Here is a 20,497-nt window from a genome sequence, read left to right as displayed (position 1 = left end):
ACGTTAAGTATATAGATAAAAGCAGAAAGGACAGACACCTATGGCGCTCAAGAAAGCAATGATTATCGTTCATAAGGGAAGCAAAACAGAAAATGTACAAGTGATGTTCAATCCGGGTGAGTATACCCTAGATACGAATAACAGCTATTCTTGGAAAACAGTGCCGGGTCTGTCCATGCCCATCGCTCAATTCGTGAGCGGAGGGACAACGACGCTGTCCATGGATTTTTATTTTGACACCTACGAAAAAGGGACGGACGTCCGTTTGCTTACGAAGAAAATCTCAGGTCTCCTGGATGTTGAGAAGGAGATTCATGCACCGCCGCTTTGCCGGTTTGTTTGGGGTTCTCTGGACTTCAAGGGGGTAGTTGTGGCGGTTAATCAGCACTTCACGATGTTTCTAGAAACCGGAGTTCCGGTTCGTGCCAAGCTGAAAGTGACCTTTAAATCCACGCTGAGCAAGAAAGACCAGCTTAAGCAGATACCCCGCCATTCGGCCGACCGGACGAAGTTGAAGATGCTGAATCAAGGGGAACAGCTTTGGATGATTGCTGCAACGGAATACGAGGATCCAACCTTATGGCGGGAAATCGCCAAAGCCAATCAGATAGATAATCCAATGAAAGTCGCAACGGGACGCCGCATTTCAGTCCCGAGGCTGGATTAAGCCGATGCCCTTAGAATTAGAAACGAGCTCCTTTCCCTATGACGAGTTGGCCAAAAAGTACAAAGAATTTTATGCGCCTTCCTATCTAATTAGCGTAGATGGAACGAAAATATCGGACACGATTGCCATTGATATTCTTCGCGTTGAAACATCTATCGATGGAACCGCAGACTCCTTTTCGTTTCGAATTGCGAATGCGTACGATATTACAAATAATGAGTTCCAGTGGCTGTCTACGTTCTCATTAGGCAAAGCCATTGAGATCAGTTTAGGTTATGTAGACAAAATGACCGCTGTATTTTCGGGACATATTACATCCGTTGTTGTTGATTTCCCGGAAGAGGGTGCTCCTGGCCTCGTCGTGCGGGGGATGGACATTTCTTATCTTATGATGAAAGGGACCAAGTCTCGCTCGTGGAATAAGAAGAAATATAGTGATGTTGTTGATGAAATCGCCAAATCGTATGGCTTCAAAACACATATTGATGCAACGACGACGGAATTTCCTGCGCTTTCGCAGAGTCAGATTAATGACTATCACTTTATTCAAAATTTAGCTAATTTGGTTAACTATGATTTCTTTGTTGTGGGGAAGAACTTATATTTCCGTAAGCCGCTCACGGCTATGACGGCATTGATGACACTAGAAATGGGGAAAACCCTCCGTAGTTTAATGATTGATATGAATTTAGCCGAGCAAATTACGGGAGTAACCGTTCGGGCCTGGGATAATAAAGAGCTGAAAGTGATCGAAGGTAAATCGGCTAGCATTACGAAGCTGGGCTCGAACAGCAAGACGGGCAAGGATATCTTGGCATCTAAAGGTGATTTCGTCGAGCATATGTACACGAATGTGACCTCCGTGGAAGAAGCGCAAAGCTATGCAAATGCGATCCTGAATCGCCGAGCGATGAAGCTGATTAGCGGTAACGGGGAATGTATTGGGATTCCTGAGATACGAGCAGGGCGATATATCAAGCTCAGTGGTGTTGGGAAATCGTTCGACCAGACTTATTATATTACTGGGGCGACACACATTTTTGACGATGAAGGCTATACTACACGGTTTCAGTTGGGAGGAAATGCGGTCTAATGTTCAAAACTCCCGATATTACCATAGGTGGCGTGTCTGATTTTGCTAGTCAGAAGTTAGATGGCGTCATGGTTGCTATTGTAACGAATAATGCCGATCCTGATAAAATGGGACGAGTGAAGCTCAAGCTTCCCATGCAGGAAACAGAGACCGAAACGGATTGGTGCCGCATCGCGACGTTAATGGGCGGCAATAATATGGGCAGTCTTTTTATCCCGGAAGTGAATGATGAGGTTTTAGTTGCTTTCCATCTGGGAGAACTCCGCCAGCCCTACGTCATAGGCATGCTGTGGAATCCGAAGAATAAGCCGCCTGCTCCCGCGGAGAAAAATGATCTGCGCATGATTAAAACACGCTCTGGCCATGAATTATCGTTCAATGATAAAAGCGGTGATGAGAGCATTACGATTAAAACGAAAAAAGGCCAAATCATCGAGCTGAAGGATAAGGATGAGAGTATTTCGATCGCGGATTCAAGCGGGAATAACAAGATATTGATCAAGGGCGGCTCGGCAAATGAAATTTCGGTTGTGAGCCAAACCTCGAAGATCACCTTGAATGCCAAAGGCGAGGTCAGCATTGAGAGCACGAAGGAAATCAAAATCAAATCCACCCAAATTAGCATAGAAGCTTCTGCCACGATGGCTCTGAAGGCTGGGGCAACACTGGATCTGAAGTCCGACGGTATCATTAATATTAAGGGCAGTATGGTCAAAATCAATTAACGAGAGGAGCGTGACGAGGTGTCGGAAGCTTTTTTGGGACGAGGCTGGAAATTCCCCATTCAGGTTGATCCTGCAACAGGGCGAATCCGAATGTCTGAGTATGAGGAAGACATCGCCGAAGCGATCCGCGTTATTCTGGGGACCACACAAGGGGAGCGGGTTATGCGCCCGAGCTTTGGATGCGGTGTTCAGGAATTTATTTTCGGATTAACGGACGATACAACGCTTCATTTGCTCCAAAGTAATATTGAGGAAGCCATTCGCAACTGGGAACCTAGGGTTCACGAAGTTGATGTACAAGCCATTCCGGAAGCAGATGACCCTGCTAAGGTGATGATTCATATTTCCTATTTGGTACGTACGACCAATAACTTATTTAACCAAGTATATCCATTTTATTTATTTGAAGGATCGAAATAGAGAGAGGCTGGCTGCGGTAGCGATGACGATACGTACAGAGAGGAGGTGGAGCTGTGCAACCTCCCAAAATTGATTCCAGAGATTTACCCGAGTTGATCGCGCAAATGAAGGAAATGGCGCCGTACTATACGCCAGAGTGGCGGTTTACGCCTGACAATCCGGACCCGGGTTCCGCGCTGTTCTTGATGTTTGCTGATATGTTTCAGGACAATATCAAACGGTTGAACCGAGTGCCTACGAAAAATTTGATATCGTTTCTCAACATGTTCGATGTGACGCTGCTTCCGGCACGTCCTGCCCGAAGTTACTTAACGTTTGCACTGAACGAGGGTACGAAGGAATCCGTGTTCATCTCGGCAGGCACGCAAGTTGCCGCTGCAGCAGAAGAAGGCAGTATCCTGTATGAGACAGCACGGAGTAGCTTATTGACACCCGCGTTACTTACAGATATATACATGACGAGCCGCAAACAGGATATGATCATTCGCATTTCTGATGAGTTCGTCACGGCATCCCGGCAAGGATATGCAGCACCGACAGCGCTTTTCCGCTTGCAGGATGGCGACAATTTACAGGAGCATGCCATTTATTTGGAGCACAGCTCACTTTTCACCGTGTATCATACGGCACGTATCGAAATCGAATTCCGTAACTCGAAGCGACGTTTTGACGAACTTTCGATGTCCAGCCAATTGGCGGATCCTGAACTAACCGAGTGGCTGTATGCCACAGAGGAAGGTTGGAAGGCTTTTGACCACGTAGAGGCTAGAGGTAATCGGGTTATTTTATTGAAAGCAGTGGCGGGTGAGATTGCTCTGCGAGAAGTGAACGGGGCATCCGGGCGCTGGATACAATGCCGTTTAAAGCCGCTCATAAGCGGTGGTAAAACGCTGTCGGACAGCAGGTTGTCCATGGATAACATCTCATTTAAAACCGATTATGTCGATACACTGGAAACAGGTGGCGTTCGGCCTGATCAGATGTTTTACAATGATATTGGCGCGGACCCATCGGGGTTCTATCCGTTTGGTGATCAGTTTGCGCTATATGGTTCTTTTTACATCGGGAGTCAGGAAGTGTTTACGAAAAAAGACGGCGATATTAAGCTGAGCTTCGGGCTGCAAGCGATTCAGAATCGGTTTCAACCGGAGCTGACGGAACAAGTCGATTGGAAAATGGTGATGAAAAAGTCCAAGTTCGATAAACCGCCAGTTACTCACGTCACCGTTGTGGAGGTTGCTTGGGAGTATTGGAATGGGGCAACTTGGTTGCGGCTGGATGTGGGGAAGGAAGCAGAGAAGCTGTTTTATTATCCGCAGGAGCAGAAGGTACGCAAAGAAATTCACTTCCGCTGTCCGGATGATCTAGAAGCGACTTATGTGAACGGCAATGAAAACTGCTGGATCCGGGCGAGGATTTTACATATTGAGAATGCGTATGTGGCGCAAGCGATCTATCTTTCACCTTGGGTGGATGATGTGTCCCTAACCTATAAGTATGATGATCGTCTGTATCCAGCCGAACGTTGCTTAGCGCTGAATAATACGGTGTTTGAGGATCGGACTCGGCATAGCCGTCAGTTTGAGGGCGGGTTTGAGCCCTTTCAACCTTTGGAGGGCCGTCATCCTGCCTTGCATCTTTCTTTTGATACACCGCCAGTAAAAGGCCCGATATCGATGTTCGTTTCAGTGAAACAGCAGCGTTTTTCGGAGCAGGACATGCCATTACTCGAATGGGAGTATTTGCGTACCGGTTTGATGCCGGGAAGTCTTCCCGAATGGGCAGCGCTTAAAGTTATTGATGATACGAACGGTTTGACCCAGAGCGGTACCGTGCAATTCGTTGGTCCATCTGATTTTGCTGGAGCGTCATTGTTTGGTAAAGATGGCTACTGGATTCGTGCAGTTAATCGTGATGATAAATATGATGATAGTTCCGATCGGATACAAATTCCTACCATTCAAGGTCTGTACATGAATACGGTTCAAGTGCTTCAGCAGGAGACGATTATCGGGGAAATACCCGATTCCAAAGGTCTAGAAGAAACGGAATATCAGCTCAGTAGGAGCGGGATCGTCTCCGAAGAGGTATGGGTGGATGAGACGGAGTTTGTGACTGAAGAGGAAATAGCCGAGTACGAACGTGCAGGAGCGCCTCTTATGGATATAAGTCGAGATTCCGAAGGAAACTTACTTCAACTTTGGGTTCGTTGGACAGCGGTTCGTCAGATGGCAGATTCCGGAAATCGAGATCGTCATTATATGATCGATCGTACGTTTGGACGTATTCGTGTAGGTGACGGTATCCATGGCATGCGTCCGCCAAAGGGTGGGCTGGAGCAGCTGAAAGTAACTTACCAAGTTACGTCCGGACAAATCGGAAACGTAGGGGCTAGGCAGATTAACCAGATGCAGGACTCTATTGCATTCGTCGGTGAGGTTTATAACCCAGAACCAGCGTCAGGCGGTTGCCAAGCCGAAAAGCTGGAGTCAGCCTTGCAGCGCGGACCAGAAATGTTGAAGCATCGGGACCGAGCTGTATCGTCCAAAGACTACGAGTGGCTGGCGCGTGAGGCTTATCCGAACATTGCAAAAGTCACGTGCATCCCGAATCGGAACGCCTATATGCACAAAGAAATTGGGGCTATGACTTTAGTGGTGCTTCCAAAAGAAGGGCAGAAGGGAAGCTCCGCGTTTCCAGAGCTGAAGAAGCAGGTAGAGAGGTATATTCTACAGCGGGCTTCCAGCCTGGTTGCTTTCCCGGAACGGCTTCAAGTGATTGAGCCGGTCTATATGGAAATTTCCGTTTCGGCGATCGTTGCTGTTGAGGGGATGGACGCTGTCGTAGCTACTGAAATTCAGGCGTTGGAGAAGCTGAACCGTTTCCTCGATCCGCTAACCGGCAATTTCGACGGCAAAGGTTGGGAAATTGGAAAACAAATTCACCCCTCCGTTTTCTATGCGTTGCTGAAATCAATTCGAGTGATCAGTCATGTAGAGAAGCTTTACATGACCGTATACAAGATTGAGGACGCCGAGCGTACGGAACTCGACGTGAACCGCCTTCCGGCGCTCCCGCACGGGATCATTGTGAGCGGCAAGCACAAGGTGGTTGTGAACGCTTTGTAGTGAGGGAGTCGAGGATGGGGGAAAGTGGGGCCTCGGCCCACGGACCCCCGGACCCCCGGACTCCCGGACTCCCGGACTCCCGGACTCCCGGACTCCCGGACTCCCGGACTCCCGGACTCCCGGACCCCCGGACTCCCCAGCAACATTGGAAGTCAGCCATACTGACGAAAGGGTTCTGGCAAATAAGAGTCTTTAAAGACTTCTATTTTCTGTTTTTTAGCTGAATTTGCTGTAATAGAAGCCTCTAGAGACTCTTATTTCGGCAATATCATATAAAAAGAGGGGATTTAACAGAAATAAGGGTCCTTAGAGACTGCTAATCAGTAGCTCCAACGGAAAAGAGCAAATAATAGGAGCTTCTAGAGACTTCTATTTGGTTGGTAAGTGATGTTTTACATCGCTAAAGTAGGAATAAATGGGCTGGTTGGCGGGTTAGCAATGTTTTTCATCGTTAAAGTAGCCGATGAGTGGTTGCACGGGAGACTTGAGCAACTTTAAGGATGTTTTACATCGCTAAAGTAGGATTAAATGAGCTAGTTGGCGGGTTAACGATGTTTTTCATCGTTAAAGTAGCTGATTAGTGGTTGAGAGTGAGTATCGAGCAACTTTAACGATGGTTTGCATCGTTAAAGTAGGAATAAATGAGCTGGCTGGTGGGTTAGCGATGTTTTATATCGTTAAAGTAGCTGATTGGTGATGGATGGTCTTGTTGGTGGGGGTTAGTAATAATCGAAGGAGGTGAGCACAAGTGCTGCCAATACCCAATTTGGATGATCGTATGTTTGAACAGATGGTACAGGAGGCTCGGAAGTCGATACCGAAGCTTTTTCCGGAGTGGACGGATGAGAATGAACATGACCCGGGGATTACGCTGCTGGAATTGATGTCTTGGATGACGGAGATGCAGCAGTATTACTTAAACCGGGTGACGGAGCGCAGTGAGCGGAAGTTTCTGAAGCTGCTTGGGATTAGCCCTCGTGAAGCCGTATCTGCGGTTTGTGATGTAGCGTTTGCTGGATTACAGCAGCAGCTTGTGCTCCCCAAGGGGACACCGCTGCAAGCGATGGACCAGCGGTTTGAGACAGTAGACACGGTGCATCTTGTTCCTTCCGAGCTTGAGAAAGTGCTAGTCCGTACGGAGACGGCGGCTGGCGATTTTACATCCAATAATCAGGCTAAGATTGCTTATTATGCTTTTGGACCTGAAGCGCGTAAGGGTGCGCATTTGTATCTCGGTTTCGATAGAGCGCTGACTGAGCAAACGGAGATCTCGATCTTCTTTAAGTTATTTGACCGCTATCCGGTAACCGTGGGTCACCGTGAAGATGGGACAACGCCGATGATTTCGTCTGCTAAAGTGGCTTGGACGTTCGCGGGGGCTGGGCAGCAGGGGCAAAGCGAAAGCTGGCTGCCGATCGAACAGATAAGCGACTCAACGGTTCATCTGTCACAAAGCGGCGAGCTCCGGTTTCGGATCACGTCGGAGATGAAGCCGATTGCTCTTTACCCTGCGGATGATCGCAGCCGATTCTGGATTTGCTGTACACTCGAGGAGGACGGCTATGAACTGTCTCCGAAGATTGAGAAGGTTAGTCTCAATGCGGTGAAAGCAGCAGAGCAGGAAACCTTCAGCGAAGTCACTGCTTTCAACAGTTCTGGAGAGCCTGATCAGAGCTTCGAAGTAAGCTCGTATCTCGCTTACAACGGCCTGCACACTGTGCAGGTGCAGGACGAGCAAGGGCACTGGCGCGACTGGCACATCGTCGCGGAGCTCGAGGACTGCGAGCCGGATGATCGCTGCTGCCAGCTGCAGCAGGACTCGGCTCTGCGCACCACCCGTCTGCGCTTTGGCGACGGGGTGAACGGGAGTATCCCGCCGCAGGGTCCGCAGCGGGTACGGCTCATTGCCTATACGGCCGAGTTCGACTACGGCCGTTTTGTCGGGGGCAGCAGAGGTCTGCCCGGGCAGACCTTTGAAGTCAGCCGTGGCCGGATGTATAAGCCCAGCAGCATGCTGCTGCAGGTTGGTTACCGGCCACGCGGTGAAAGAGACGTCGTTTGGGACGACTGGCAGTCCGTGGATGACTTCGATAATTCGAAGTCTACGGACAGGCATTACGTCTACGACGCTGCAGCAGGAACGATCCGCTTCGGCAATAACGAAGCGGGTCTCACTCCGCCCAAGTCCGTGGAACCGAACATTCGGTTCCTGGCGCTGCAAGCGGGCGGAGGTGTGCGAGGCAACGTGAAGGATGGCCTCGTGACCGGCTTCACGAATACCAAAGGCGTGCGTGTGACGAATCCGTTCCCGGCGCGAGGCGGCCTCGAAGCGGAGACGCTCACGCAGGCGAAGCTTCGCGTGCGGCGCGAGCTCGACACGCCGACACGGGCCGTGACTGGCGAGGACTACGAGGCGATCGCGAAGGCGACGCCGGGTCTGCGTGTCGCGCGTGTAAAGGCAATCCCGTTATACAAGCTAGGCATGCGGGATTATCCGAAGGTCAAAGCGCCCGCTCAGATGACCGTCGTGGTCGTCCCTTACAGCGAGAGCGATAAGCCGAAAGCTGGCAAGGGTTTCTTGCAAACGATCAAGCAGCATCTAGATCGGCATCGTCTTTTGACCACAGAACTACATGTGATTCCCGCCGAATATATTAAAATAACGGTTCACGCTGTCGTGGTGATGGAACCCAAGCACAAAGATGAACAGCGCCGAATTATGCAAGAGCTCAGACTATTGCTACAGCCGATGGATCATGGGCAAGGATCGGAAGGCTGGCGTTTTGGCCGAACCGTGTATAAGGGCGATATTTATGGCGTTATTTCCCGGATAAAAGGGGTTGTCTATGTGCAGGACATTTGGATAGACGCCGAGGGCACAGGCTTCCACAAGGATGGCGCTGGTGACATTCATATCCCGCCTTATGCCTTGGTCTATTCCGGTGAGCATGAAGTGGAAACCATTAGTCAGACGGATTTATAATCCTTATTTAGGAAAAGAGGTGTCGAACGATGCAGGATGGACAAACGTTTTTCTCACTTAACAAACCGCTTGACTGGGAACAGGGATATGAAGCCAATATTCATATGCAGAGCGAAGGATTTTCGATTCAGCAGACAGAAAAATACAGCATTCATCGCATCGTTCGCACAGACGAGCTGGAAGGCATTCATCCTATTCAAGAGATGACGGTCGGGCCAGGTCGGAAACTATTTTTGCTAGACGAGGCTTCGAATGTATGGATTTATGATGATGAAAGTCGTCATCGGGAGTCGTTATTTCGTCAGGGTCATCAGTTATTTAGCCATCAAGCGATGCTGGCTTCTATGTCAGATCTTTTGGTGATAGCAGATGCCCACGTTGAAAGCGAGAGAAGACTTGCAGTTTATTCGATTTCCAATGGACAGACGATGTGGGCTATCCATGATTGGGGAGGGCTAGAATTATTCCCTCTCGCGGTTAATACGAGATTAACAACGGCGAATTCGCTTTACGTGGCGGTCCCTTTGGACATTGCGATTGGTATGAATGGAAGTCCTGAAGTCCCTAAAGGCGGCAGGATTGGCATTATACAGTGGAACGCGGCAGGTGATGTGGTACATGTGTACGAGCATGAAGCACACCGTTTGGAAGAAGCAGTTGAAATTGCTGCACTTCGAGGGCGTTATTACACCGCTGCTGCGGATGGTAAATTAGTTCTATTGGATGCACAGCTCAGAACGGTAACGGTGTTCCATGAAGATGGTCGGGAGCCGTTTCATTTTAAGCTGGAGCAGGAAGGGCGCTTTGCCGGTATTTCCATTGATACGAATCATAATATCTATATAGGGGACAGCGGATACGCACAGCAAGAGGGAGTAACGGAGCGGTTTATTCTAAAGTTTCGCGGAAATGGTGAGCAGTTTGATAAAGTGACTAGCTTCCGAGGGCGAACGGATAAATTGCTCCATGATGGGCGCAATCGGTTGTATGTTTTTGATCGGATAAGTGGTCAGATTAGCCTGCTTGATCTTCGTGCCCGTACGATGCTGCTTGAGGGGACTCAGCTTCCTGAGGCCATCTATTTCTCGGCTGAGCTGGATACGACGGAGACGGAGACACAGTGGCATAAGATTCGTCTAGAAGCCGATATTCCGGAGGAAACGCAGGTTCGTTTTTCCTATTTTACATCGGATGAAAGTGAAGGATTCATTGATGGCGAATACGTAAATTATACGGGCTATTTGACGGATCCAAGCATTTCGATTCGAGATAAGCTGGCTGCGACGCGTGACTTATGGTCGGAGTCCATTCTGAATCCGAAGGATGCTCTTCTGATGAATGCCAGAGGCCGTTATCTATGGTTCAAAATCGAGCTGGTAGGCAGCGAGCAAAAATCGCCTTACATCCGAAAGCTTCGGGTCTACTTCCCGAGAACGTCACTGATTGCCTACTTGCCGCCGATTTATCAGCAGGACGAGGATCATAGCCCTTTTCTGGAGCGGTTTCTGGCGATGTTCAGCACGTTCTTTGACGATATGGAGGATAAAATAGACCGTATTTCCTCTCATTTTGATCCGGATGCAGTATCCGGCACTTATCTGGAATGGTTAGGTCGCTGGCTGGCTATCACGGATCATGAGGCATGGGGCGAGACGAAGCTAAGATTGCTGATCAAACAGGCCCCTGAGCTTTACAAATTGCGGGGTACTCGCGAGGGCATGATGAACATGCTTAAGATTTACACAGGGTCTGAACCGTTTTTGCTGGAATATTTTCAGTTTAAACAAATGCAGGAGACATCGGAGCTGCGGCAGCTTTTTGCCCAGTTATATGGGGATAATCCTTATTGCTTCTGCATTATGTTAAAGCCTGAATTCGTACAGACAGACGCACAGCGGCTAACCATCGAGCAAATCATCGAAGACCAAAAACCAGCCTATACCGAAGGCAAATTAATCGTTCTACAACCGTGGATGTACGCGGACATGCATACCTATCTTGGCATTAATACTTACTTATCAGAGCCTACCCTGTTAACACTTGATCAGCGTTCGTCGATGCCTTACAATACGGTGCTGATTGACGTAGATCGCGATAAACGAATGGACATACATACTCGCTTGGAATTGGATTCCGAAATCGAATAAACGAAATGAGTCTTGGAAGGTGAGGGGATACTTATGAAAAAAACACGCTATTACCCGTTTGAGCGCAATCGGTATTTCTATGGAAAGCTGCTGACGGTAAGGGATTTCGAGTCTGAGCAAAAGTATTTCAACGATAAGCGCAGAATGATGAACCGTTTGCTGCATGGTTCGGGGGTACTTACGGGTCTGCAAGTTGTCGCGGTCGATGAAAAGTCAGTTTCTGTAGAGATGGGAGCTGCGATCGACACGCTTGGCCGGGAAATTGTCGTGCCTTCTCCGATGACATTGAAGCTATCGATGATGGACGGTTTCAGCAATAATCAGTATGCCAAGAACGTATACCTATGTATTGCCTATGACGAAAAGGAAAAAGAACCCGTTCACGCGGTGGCTAATTCTTCTATTCGTTCCGACGAAATTAATGACTATAATCGTGTTTTGGAAAGCTATCGTTTGTTTATCCGGGAAGATGCGCCTGATCCAGCCTCACTGCCTTTGGCAAATCTGTCCGATCAGACGGTTGTACTTTATCAAGATTCTGGGGTGCGCGTGCTTCAAACAACACCTCGTTATGTGAATCCAGGTCAGCTCTTCGAAATGAAGCTGCGCTTCGAGAAGACTCTTAAGGCCGGCAGACTGTCCTTTCAATATGAGCTGGCTGCTGAACGCGTAGAGGCGATTGAAGGAGCAACGATTGAGTTCCAAGAGCCGCAGGATGGGCAAGAGAGCGAGTATGAAATGAAGGTGCTTTTGCGAGCGGATAGTACGACTTCCGTGAAGGGCACGATTGGTGTGCAGGTGAGCACGGCTGTTTTGAAGTTGGACGACAGGCAGTTGGAGCTGCAGACTCAAGCTATTGGCGAAGTGCAGATTATTGGCGAATCCGTGCGGGAACGGTTGATGTCCGACTTCGTGAAACAATCTTTGGAAGCTTCCTTAGAAGCCCCTTCAGAACCTTGTATTTATTTGGCTAAAATATGCCTTGTTCAAGTGGGACCAACCTATGTCATTGAAAGTGTCGAGCAAGTGCCATTTGGCGAATACGTGTACAATTCCTCGGTTATGTACAGGCTTGCTCAAGCGAACGAGTACCGCGAGGAAACATCCGGTCAGTTCGTAACGAAGTCCAAAGTGAAAACCTTGGCGCCAGGACAGCCTCCGGAATTCAAGGTTAACTTCAATAAAGCGATTAGCGAGCTTTCATTTGATTTAAGCATTCCAGCAGGCGGTGGCAGCGGCATTGCGGGTATGCTGAGCGGTGTCGTGGACATTCCGATCGAGCCTTTCACGAAGATTGCTGTGTCCCCATTCGGGAGAGCAACGAAAAGCTTCTTCTCCGGCGAAATCGCACATGGACTTGGCGAGGGCAACGTGCTGATCATCACTAGCTTGGAAGAGAGCAGCGGTGAAGCTTTTTCCGAAATGCTATCCAGCGGGGACCGCGTATACGGCGGAGCCTCCGATGTGTTCAAAGGCAGCGAGTTTGAACCCGATGCGCCAGAAGTGAAGATTGGCACGATTGCCTATCCACAAAAAGGCACGTTCCGCATTGGTGTGAAGGTACAGCAAACTTCGGAGCCGGGGAATGTACGTGTGCGTTGGTGGGCGTATAGCGCGGAAATGGCCAGTACTGCACTGGGAAGTGCCAGTGGTGGCGTTGATTCACTAGACGAAGCGCTTTCGGCTATGAGAGAAGCTGCATCGGCGGGCAGCGGGGCTGAGTAGTACTAGTGTGCTCTCTCCTATAGGACATAGGATGAGTTCGTAATATGGATGGTTCGGTTGGCTCAAAGGCATCCACAAAAAAACAAAATTTATACACGCCAAGTAAGGCGTGTTTTTTTGTGTTTGGTGGAGTCACTGTAGGAAGCGAAATCCGGAGTTTTCCAAAAGCTTAAGATCAATACGCTTAGTTTGGCCGCAGTTCCTCTTTTACATATTGCATTAAAAGATTTTTGGATGATGAAGTATACTCCGTGTTACGTAATTGCAGCAGGCCGACCGGGATGGATGAATCCTTCAGTTCGACGTGTATTTTCACGACATTCGGGGGTAACGCCGTGGAATCGAGAACGGCTCCTACGGAAGGGATTCGCTGAACGAACCCAGGAATAGCCGAGATTTGACTCACTGTATATAGAAAAGGAGTTTCGGTGTAATGGGAATATTGCTTAGATAACCTCAGGTAATACAAGCAGGTATTTCCGCCAACGATCATCGGATAGTTAAGCAGTTCTTCAAAGGGTATTATTTCGTTTCTTTCGGCCAAGGGATGGCTGTTCGCTACAATAAAGGAGATATTCTCGTTATATAGCGGTTCGAAGCGAAAAGAAGAAAGATCGGTAGGCTCTCCGCATATGGCAAAGTCCAATTGATTCTGGAGTACCGCGCGTGATAGGGAGTCGGTGTTTCCATTGACAAAGTGACACGATACTTTTGGTTTATGTTCCCGAAATCGTCGCAGTGAGTTGGGTAGCACATGCTCTATCAACGATTCAAGCCCTCCGACGCGCAGGGAGCCGATATCCTCTCTTTGCAAAGCTTTCGCTTGCTCAGTTACATGGTTCCAGTGTTGAATGAGCTTGTTAATTTCCGCGGCAAAAATTTGTCCAGAAGCCGTTAACTCCGCATCCCATCCTCGCTTGAATAGCTGGATGCCCAATTCCCTCTCCAGCCGCTGGACTTGATTTGTAATCGTAGACTGTGCGTAATTCAATTTCGTGGCTGCTTTGGTGAAGTTTCCTTCTTGAATAATGGTTTGAAACGTAGTTAGTTCCTTTAAGTCCATGGCATTCTCTCCATCGATTAATTTGAATTAGTATATCATTTTATTCAATTATACAAATAAAGAAGTGAGAAGTACAATTAGGGTATCTTGCTGAAGGAGTGATATAAAAATGCCATTCATCAGAGTAAGCTACATGGAAAATCAATATGGGACACAGCAACTGCCCATCATTAGCCAAGCGATTATGAGCGCTCTAATCCAGCATTTCACTGTGCCGGAAGACGATTACTTTCAAGTGTTCCACTCGCACAAAGCAAGCGAATTTTATTATAGTCGGAATTACTTAAACATAGAGCGAAGTGACGGGCTGCTCTATATTCAAATCGCGCTCAAATCCGGAAGAAGCACCGAGCAGAAAATAAGCTTTTACGGAAAGTTAGCCGAACTATTATCAGATACGCTTAACATGAGGAAAGAAGACATATTCGTCGTACTGGTCGATACGGAATTCGAGGACTGGACATTCGGTAACGGCGTTGCGCAAATGATCGAACGTCCAGACAACAAGGAGGGAGGCATAAGTATGAAGCATCGAAAAATTGTATTAAACGCCCGTGAATTGTTTGGGGATATTGCCCCTTCTTTCGTACGTTATTCGGAAGATGTGCTCTTCGAGGACGTTTGGAGAAGAGCACAATTATCGCTTCGGGAACGTAGTCTCCTTACGATATCAGTGCTAGTCACCGGAGGACTTACAGGGCAGCTTCCTTATCATCTCCGCTTAGCAAAAGAGAACGGTTTGACCGAAGAAGAACTGATCGAAGCGTTGACCCATCTCGCGTTTTACGCCGGATGGCCGCGTGCCGCATCTGCGATTCAAGTTGCGAAGGATGTATTCGAGGACAACTCATAAAGACAGGATAAGGTGTGTAACTAACCACTGCGGGAGCGCGCATCACTGGCAGCGATGCGTCAGGAGCTCAGCCCTCGCGGACTGCCGCTTGCGGTGGACAATAGAAAAAATAACAAGTTAGGTTATCATCTCGTTTACCCAGTTTATTACATAATAGTACTGGGTAAACGTCAAAAAGACCCCATCTTCGTTGGGTAGTCATGGATATATCGTACTTTATCATTTCAGTTGGCGCTTGAATGGTAAGAAAGTATGAATAACCGTAACACAGAAGAGATGGAATTTATTTATATGCCGAATTCTTAAACCACATTGTTTCAGTTGGATTTTTTCAATATCAAATGAAATAAAAAGAAATGTATCTTTCATTTGGTATGATGTTATGCAAAAAAAGCACCATTTTCAAGACAGGGTCTTGAAAATGGTGCTTCGTTTTGAACTACAAATTTTGATTTATATTATTTATAGTAAGAAGTAGTTAAAGGTACAAAAATACCTGATTTATCGTTATTTTCATATGAATAAATGACAGTAACTTCATTTAGTCCAGCCACATTAACTTCGATTGTTTTTAATCCATCATCTATCTTCACTGTGTCTTGTTTAAGTAAAATGCTATTTTTGTCTTGAATTTTTATTTCAACATCTGAACCTATAGCAGCAACTTGTAAATAAAGTTTTTGATACTTCCCTTTCGGCTCTAATGTGAAATTCGATCCTGAATATGCTGTATCCTTAATGACTTCCCCATAATCCTTATTTTTATATTTGGTTAAATTAGGGTCTTTAATAGCTTGATAAAAAGTTTGAAAAGCATTAACAGGAGTACCCTCGACTTTTTCTCCAAACAAAACACTGTTTGATGCAGCATCATAATCTACAGCTACGTTCAGTGAACTTGCAATAGCTCTTGCAGGTAAATAAGTACTTCCATCGTATGTAATTGGAGTTACTACATTCCCTTGAGCATCCAATAACTGAACTGTATTTCCGTTAACCTTTACTTTAATATCGTTGTTCAGATAAGCTTTAATTTCTTGCAAATTAGCTCCTGCGTAAACTCCACCTGCTGCGCCAAAAATCATCGAAAGCCCTACAATAGAAACTATCGTTCTTTTCACAAATATCTCTCCCTTGCTTCCTTTTTTCCATACATTTCCTTTCTTAATATATATGACAAATAAAGGAAACACAAGTGATGTTATGGGTAAACGTTAAATAGCCCCCATCTTTTCAAGTTGGGGGCTATTTGACGTTTACGGAGGAGCATGGCATTTATATCTACGGTTAAACTTGTCAACCGGATCAGGATCCCGTATTAGGTACTGTAATCTGGCAGTAACGAGCTGACTATCATTGACAACGTTAGCCTGTATACGGAATGGGCCGATTGCACATCTCCCAAGTGTCCACCCATGTAAAGATGAATAACGCCATGGAGAGAGGCCCAGACTATTCGTACAACGGATTCCGTGTCGTACTGGCCAGGAATCAGTCCTTGCTCTTGCGCGTTGCTGATCAAGGTCAATAATTGCCGCATGGCTGTTGCGGTGCCATGCAGGCTTTCCTCGTCCGGTTTGAAATCTGCGAAGGCTCCTCCGAACATCAGCTTATAATAGCTGGAGTAACGTTGCCCGAATTGCCAAAAGGTTTCCCCTAGATTCAGCAAATGCTGCACCGGATCAGCAGCTTGCGGCGTCCCCTCGAATTCGTTAGCGAGAAGCTTACAACCTTCCAGATACAACTGCTGAGCCAATCCCTCTTTATTGACAAATAAGCTATAAATGATTTTTGTCGAGCAATCCATTTTCTGCGCTACTTTACGCACCGCTAACGGCTTCCGGTCCCTCTTCTTGCAAGAGCGTGGCTGCAGCATCAACAACGAGCTTGCGGAGATTTTCAATATTCTGTAAGCGAGCCTCTTGATAGGTTTTCAACACTCGTGTGTTCGTATTAACGGAGTTATCCTGGTCGCTCATAATCATCACCTTCGGTTATCGTGTTTTCGTCAGGAAACAAAGTTTCTTAATTTCTTACAAAGAATTTTATACAGTGAATGGATAGTTGTCAATGAGACATGTGATGTTCCAAAATCGTATTGACTTTCTAAAAAAGTGTAGTTACAATGAAATCAATGGGAAACACTGTTACCGAATGACGGATGACTCTTAATTTTCTTGGAAATTGAGGATTACTTTTAAACACTTGGTAACATTGTTTCTATGTCATAACACAGTATCTAAAAGGAGAGTAACACTATGACATTTCAAGGAAAATGGGCACTCGTCACGGGAGCTTCTTCCGGTATTGGAGAGCAATTCGCGAGACAACTGGCCAAACAAGGCAGCCATTTGGTACTCGTGGCCCGATCGGAGAGCAAGCTTGAGAGCCTGGCATCAGAGCTCAAAAAGATGTATAGCATCAAAGCCGAGGTTATCTCAATGGATCTTGCGAAAGAGGGCGCGCCCAGCGAGTTATATCAGCAATGTCAACTTTTGAAAGTGGATATCGAACTGCTGATCAACAATGCAGGCTTTGCTACACATGGTTTGTTTGAACAAGTGTCAGGTGAGCGTCAACATGAAGAAGTGATGCTCAATGTCGCCGCTGTTGTAGATATGACCCACTTGTTCTTGCCGGACATGTTGCGCAAAAGCTCAGGTGCAGTTATCAATGTTGCATCAACCGCTGGATTTCAGCCGCTTCCCTATATGGCCGTATATGGGGCAACGAAAGCATTCGTCTTGTCGTTTACTCAAGCGTTATGGTGGGAAAATCGCGACCGCGGTGTGAAATTCTTCGTACTTTGTCCCGGTTCGACGGACACCAGCTTCTTTAATGTTGTAGGAACGGAAGAAGCCTCCGTTGGAAAGAAAGATACGCCGGAAAGAGTCGTAGAGGTTGCACTTCGTGCGTTGAAGGAAGGGAAAATATATGTCGTTCCGGGTATGCAGAATTATATCGGGGCGCAGTTATCGCGATTCATAACACGCAAGCAAGGTCTTCGACTTGTTGGAGGCATGCTTCGTCCACGCGGAGGATCCGGCAATACTAATAATTATAAGAATACAGGTAATCAATCTGATCTTGCAGGGAGGACAATTCGATGAAAGCTATACAACTGACAAACGGCTTCGGCTTTGAGGAATTAACCTTAACGGAGCTCGAGATTCCAACACCAGGCCCCCATGAGGTGCTGATCCGCATGAGGGCAGCTTCTCTGAATTACCGGGATCTAGTGATCCTCAGCGGATTAATGCCGATTGAAATCAAATTCCCCTTCATTCCAATATCAGACGGAGCGGGAGAAATTGTAGCCGTTGGCCAAGGAGTAACAAGGTTTCAGGTCGGACACCGAGTAGCGGGTAATTTGCAACAGCGATTTTTTGCCGGCAACCCAAGACCGGGGGTATTAGAAGATAGTCTGGGAGGTCCGTTGAACGGAGTAGCGGCGGAGTATGTCGTTCTACATGAAGACGGAATCGTCCATATTCCCGATCACCTCACTTGGGAGGAGGCTGCCACCTTGCCGATCGCGGCATTAACCGCATGGAGCATGCTAATCGAATACGGTGGTTTGCAAGCGGGCGATACCGTGCTGCTGCAAGGAACAGGCGGTGTTTCCATCTTCGGGCTTCAATTCGCTCTTATGGCCGGAGCACGAGCGATCATCACATCGAGCAGCAACGACAAGCTGGAACGAGCAAAAGCTCTCGGTGCATGGCAAACGATCAACTATTCGGAAGTTCCCGATTGGGATAAAGCAGTGTTAGAACTGACTGGCGGCGTGGATCATGTTCTGGATGTTGGAGGAGCGGCAACGATGGTTAAATCCATAAATGCGCTTCGCATTGGAGGAACCTTGAGTATGGTCGGGTTCTTATCGGGCTTGACCATTCCAGAATATGATGTCACGGGCATCTTGCAGAAAGCCGCAACGGTTCGCGGCAGTCAAGTCGGCAACCGGAATCACTTTGAAAATATGAATCGAGCGATTGCCCATCATCGTTTACATCCCGTCGTCGACCGTGTATTCCCTCTAGATCGAATTGGCGAAGCATTCGCGCTCTTGGCTGAAGGAAAGCAATATTTCGGAAAAATCGTAGTCCAAATTTAAATCTCACTTAAAAGACATAGGAGGCACTCTAATGCCAAATGCTCAAATTCGTTCCGTTAAATCTACTGAAGGCGTGAATCGTCCAAAACGCTCACCACGTAAAATGCGCAGAGCGGGGCTATCGCTGCTTGCGGTGCTCCTTCTTGGAGTCATTGTTTTCTTACTAGTTCCTTCACCTATCGAACCGGTAAAATGGCTGGCACCGACGGCTCCCTCTTTTCAAGAAGCGGGCCCTTGGAAACAGAACAACAAACTCAGCTCTGCTCAGCTTGTTACAGATGCCCCGCAATTCCCGGAATTCATTACATTCGATAAAGACGGCCAGCTATATACAGGGGATTCGGACGGGAAAATTTACAAGGTTCCTTTCGATGCAGAGGGCAATCCGCAAAAGGCCCAAGTGTTTGCAGACACCAAAGGAACGCCTAATGGACTTAAATTTGATGCCAAAGGCGATTTGATCGTTACTGATATCAAGAGGGGACTGCTGTCTATAAACCAATCCAGGAACATAGAGGTATTGGCCGATCAAGTGGACAGCAAGCCGATCTATTTAGCTAACGAGCTTGATATTGCCCGGGACGGCTCCATTTATTTTTCGGATACCTCGAACTATGGACGTGTGACATTCAGAGAAATTGCCGAGAACAAGCCGCATGGACGCTTGCTGAAGTACGATCCAATGACCAAACAGACGACCGTCCTGTTAGAAGGCCTCTATTTTGCGAACGGGGTTGCCTTGTCTGCGGATGAAGATTTCGTGCTTGTGGCGGAATCGTATCATTATCAGTTGACCAGATACTGGCTCAAGGGTCCAAAGAAAGGGACATCTGATATTTTTGCGGACAATCTCGCAGGCTTTCCAGATAACATTACGCGTGATGAACAGGGTCATTTCTGGGTCGGGATCTTTACGACTCGCCTTTCTTTTGCAGATCAGATGCATCGCAGCCCGTGGTTGGCCGGTATCATGGCCAAAGTACCAGAGTCGCTGCTTAGCGGCGCAAGCGCACCGGCGAAGCAGGGGCTTGCTGCGGAGTTTGGCCCACAGGGAGAACTTATCGGAAGCTGGCATGATCCGGAAGGTTCGCTGAATGGCGTAACTACGGCTGCAAACCATAACGGATATTTATATATAGGAACGGCACCTGGAGGCAGTAAAGGCGTTCATCGCGTGCTTTTAACAAAATAATGCTCCGAGAAACCCTAATTACGTACCAGTTGGGGTTTCTTTAGATATTTGGTTGAAGGAATTAAGGATTGACATTCTCCTCATCAGTGAAACTAAATGCAACAAGTTGGGTTTCTAAAGTAATTATGAAAGTGACTCAGTTTTGATGCTTTTTAATAGATAGAAAGAGTCCCATCTTTTAGATCTAAACTAATTTTCCCCCGCAAGTTAGTCATAATATTTAACTGTTTTGCTTTGCGTTCTAGCAATTTAATCCATTCTTCATTTTATTTTATTCATTAATCTATAGATGACAACGGCAGCCTTTGCTCTTGAGCTATCATCCTTAGATGCAAATTTCCCCCGCTAGTTCCACTGAGTAGACCCATTGATCAGCAACTCCGA

Annotated in this window: 14 protein-coding genes and 2 pseudogenes; 13 read left to right on the top strand and 3 right to left on the bottom strand. The window is 47.3% G+C overall.

Annotated elements, in window-relative coordinates:
• The first annotated feature begins 40 nt into the window (after positions 1-40).
• From QFZ81_RS30835 to QFZ81_RS30800, 8 genes are all read left to right on the top strand, one after another.
• Positions 41-667: a CIS tube protein gene (locus QFZ81_RS30835; protein WP_307438311.1), complete on the top strand. Its 627-nt coding sequence runs from the start codon at positions 41-43 to the stop codon at positions 665-667.
• Between the two features lie 4 nt (positions 668-671).
• Positions 672-1,760, top strand: a complete 1,089-nt coding sequence (locus tag QFZ81_RS30830; RefSeq protein WP_307438313.1) for a phage late control D family protein — start codon at positions 672-674, stop codon at positions 1,758-1,760.
• Positions 1,760-2,485: a phage baseplate assembly protein V gene (locus tag QFZ81_RS30825; RefSeq protein ID WP_307438315.1), complete on the top strand. Its 726-nt coding sequence runs from the start codon at positions 1,760-1,762 to the stop codon at positions 2,483-2,485. Before QFZ81_RS30830 ends, QFZ81_RS30825 begins: the two co-directional genes overlap by 1 nt.
• A gap of 18 nt (positions 2,486-2,503) precedes the next feature.
• On the top strand, positions 2,504-2,905 hold the full coding sequence (locus tag QFZ81_RS30820) for a GPW/gp25 family protein (protein WP_057304100.1): 402 nt from the start codon (positions 2,504-2,506) through the stop codon (positions 2,903-2,905).
• Positions 2,906-2,958: 53 nt separating this feature from the next.
• On the top strand, positions 2,959-6,033 hold the full coding sequence (locus tag QFZ81_RS30815) for a baseplate J/gp47 family protein (RefSeq protein WP_307438318.1): 3,075 nt from the start codon (positions 2,959-2,961) through the stop codon (positions 6,031-6,033).
• 748 nt (positions 6,034-6,781) lie between these two features.
• Entirely contained in the window at positions 6,782-9,016 is a 2,235-nt protein-coding gene (locus QFZ81_RS30810) for a putative baseplate assembly protein (RefSeq protein ID WP_307438320.1), read from the top strand.
• A gap of 29 nt (positions 9,017-9,045) precedes the next feature.
• On the top strand, positions 9,046-11,163 hold the full coding sequence (locus QFZ81_RS30805) for a phage tail protein (protein WP_307438322.1): 2,118 nt from the start codon (positions 9,046-9,048) through the stop codon (positions 11,161-11,163).
• 33 nt (positions 11,164-11,196) lie between these two features.
• Complete coding sequence (locus QFZ81_RS30800; protein WP_307438324.1) at positions 11,197-12,888, top strand: hypothetical protein; 1,692 nt, start codon at positions 11,197-11,199, stop codon at positions 12,886-12,888.
• A 184-nt stretch (positions 12,889-13,072) separates the two neighbouring features.
• Here the strand turns inward: QFZ81_RS30800 and QFZ81_RS30795 are convergent, their stop codons facing one another.
• On the bottom strand, positions 13,073-13,951 hold the full coding sequence (locus QFZ81_RS30795; RefSeq protein ID WP_307438327.1) for a LysR family transcriptional regulator: 879 nt from the start codon (positions 13,949-13,951) through the stop codon (positions 13,073-13,075).
• A 109-nt stretch (positions 13,952-14,060) separates the two neighbouring features.
• On the opposite strand from QFZ81_RS30795, the pseudogene QFZ81_RS30790 reads away from it, so the two are divergent.
• Positions 14,061-14,441: pseudogene (locus tag QFZ81_RS30790) on the top strand (tautomerase family protein); the annotation flags it as partial.
• Positions 14,442-14,474: 33 nt separating this feature from the next.
• Positions 14,475-14,804 carry a carboxymuconolactone decarboxylase family protein gene (locus QFZ81_RS30785; RefSeq protein ID WP_307449328.1) on the top strand — a complete coding sequence of 110 codons (330 nt, stop codon included), beginning with the start codon at positions 14,475-14,477 and terminating at the stop codon, positions 14,802-14,804.
• Positions 14,805-15,262: 458 nt separating this feature from the next.
• Here the strand turns inward: QFZ81_RS30785 and QFZ81_RS30780 are convergent, their stop codons facing one another.
• Together QFZ81_RS30780 and QFZ81_RS30775 are read right to left on the bottom strand one after the other, a co-directional pair.
• The gene (locus QFZ81_RS30780) at positions 15,263-15,925 is read right to left on the bottom strand and encodes a stalk domain-containing protein (protein WP_307438329.1); all 663 of its coding nucleotides are present in this window, start codon (positions 15,923-15,925) and stop codon (positions 15,263-15,265) included.
• Between the two features lie 197 nt (positions 15,926-16,122).
• A pseudogene (locus QFZ81_RS30775) lies at positions 16,123-16,783 on the bottom strand (TetR/AcrR family transcriptional regulator).
• Between the two features lie 279 nt (positions 16,784-17,062).
• On the opposite strand from QFZ81_RS30775, the gene QFZ81_RS30765 reads away from it, so the two are divergent.
• Genes QFZ81_RS30765 through QFZ81_RS30755 form a run of 3 tightly spaced genes read left to right on the top strand, consistent with a single transcriptional unit; the run spans position 17,063 to position 20,113 of the window.
• Positions 17,063-17,914 (top strand): SDR family NAD(P)-dependent oxidoreductase, encoded by an 852-nt coding sequence (locus QFZ81_RS30765; RefSeq protein ID WP_307438334.1) that lies wholly within the window; start codon positions 17,063-17,065, stop codon positions 17,912-17,914.
• Positions 17,911-18,921, top strand: coding sequence for a zinc-dependent alcohol dehydrogenase family protein (locus tag QFZ81_RS30760; protein ID WP_307438336.1), 1,011 nt, complete (start codon positions 17,911-17,913; stop codon positions 18,919-18,921). Before QFZ81_RS30765 ends, QFZ81_RS30760 begins: the two co-directional genes overlap by 4 nt.
• Positions 18,922-18,952: 31 nt before the next feature.
• The gene (locus QFZ81_RS30755; RefSeq protein WP_307438337.1) at positions 18,953-20,113 is read left to right on the top strand and encodes an SMP-30/gluconolactonase/LRE family protein; all 1,161 of its coding nucleotides are present in this window, start codon (positions 18,953-18,955) and stop codon (positions 20,111-20,113) included.
• Positions 20,114-20,497 lie beyond the last annotated feature (384 nt).

Source organism: Paenibacillus sp. V4I9, from assembly GCF_030817295.1.
GTDB lineage: Bacteria > Bacillota > Bacilli > Paenibacillales > NBRC-103111 > Paenibacillus_E.
The sequence above is the reverse complement of the archived record's forward strand: the minus strand, read 5'-3'. Positions and strand labels throughout refer to the sequence as shown.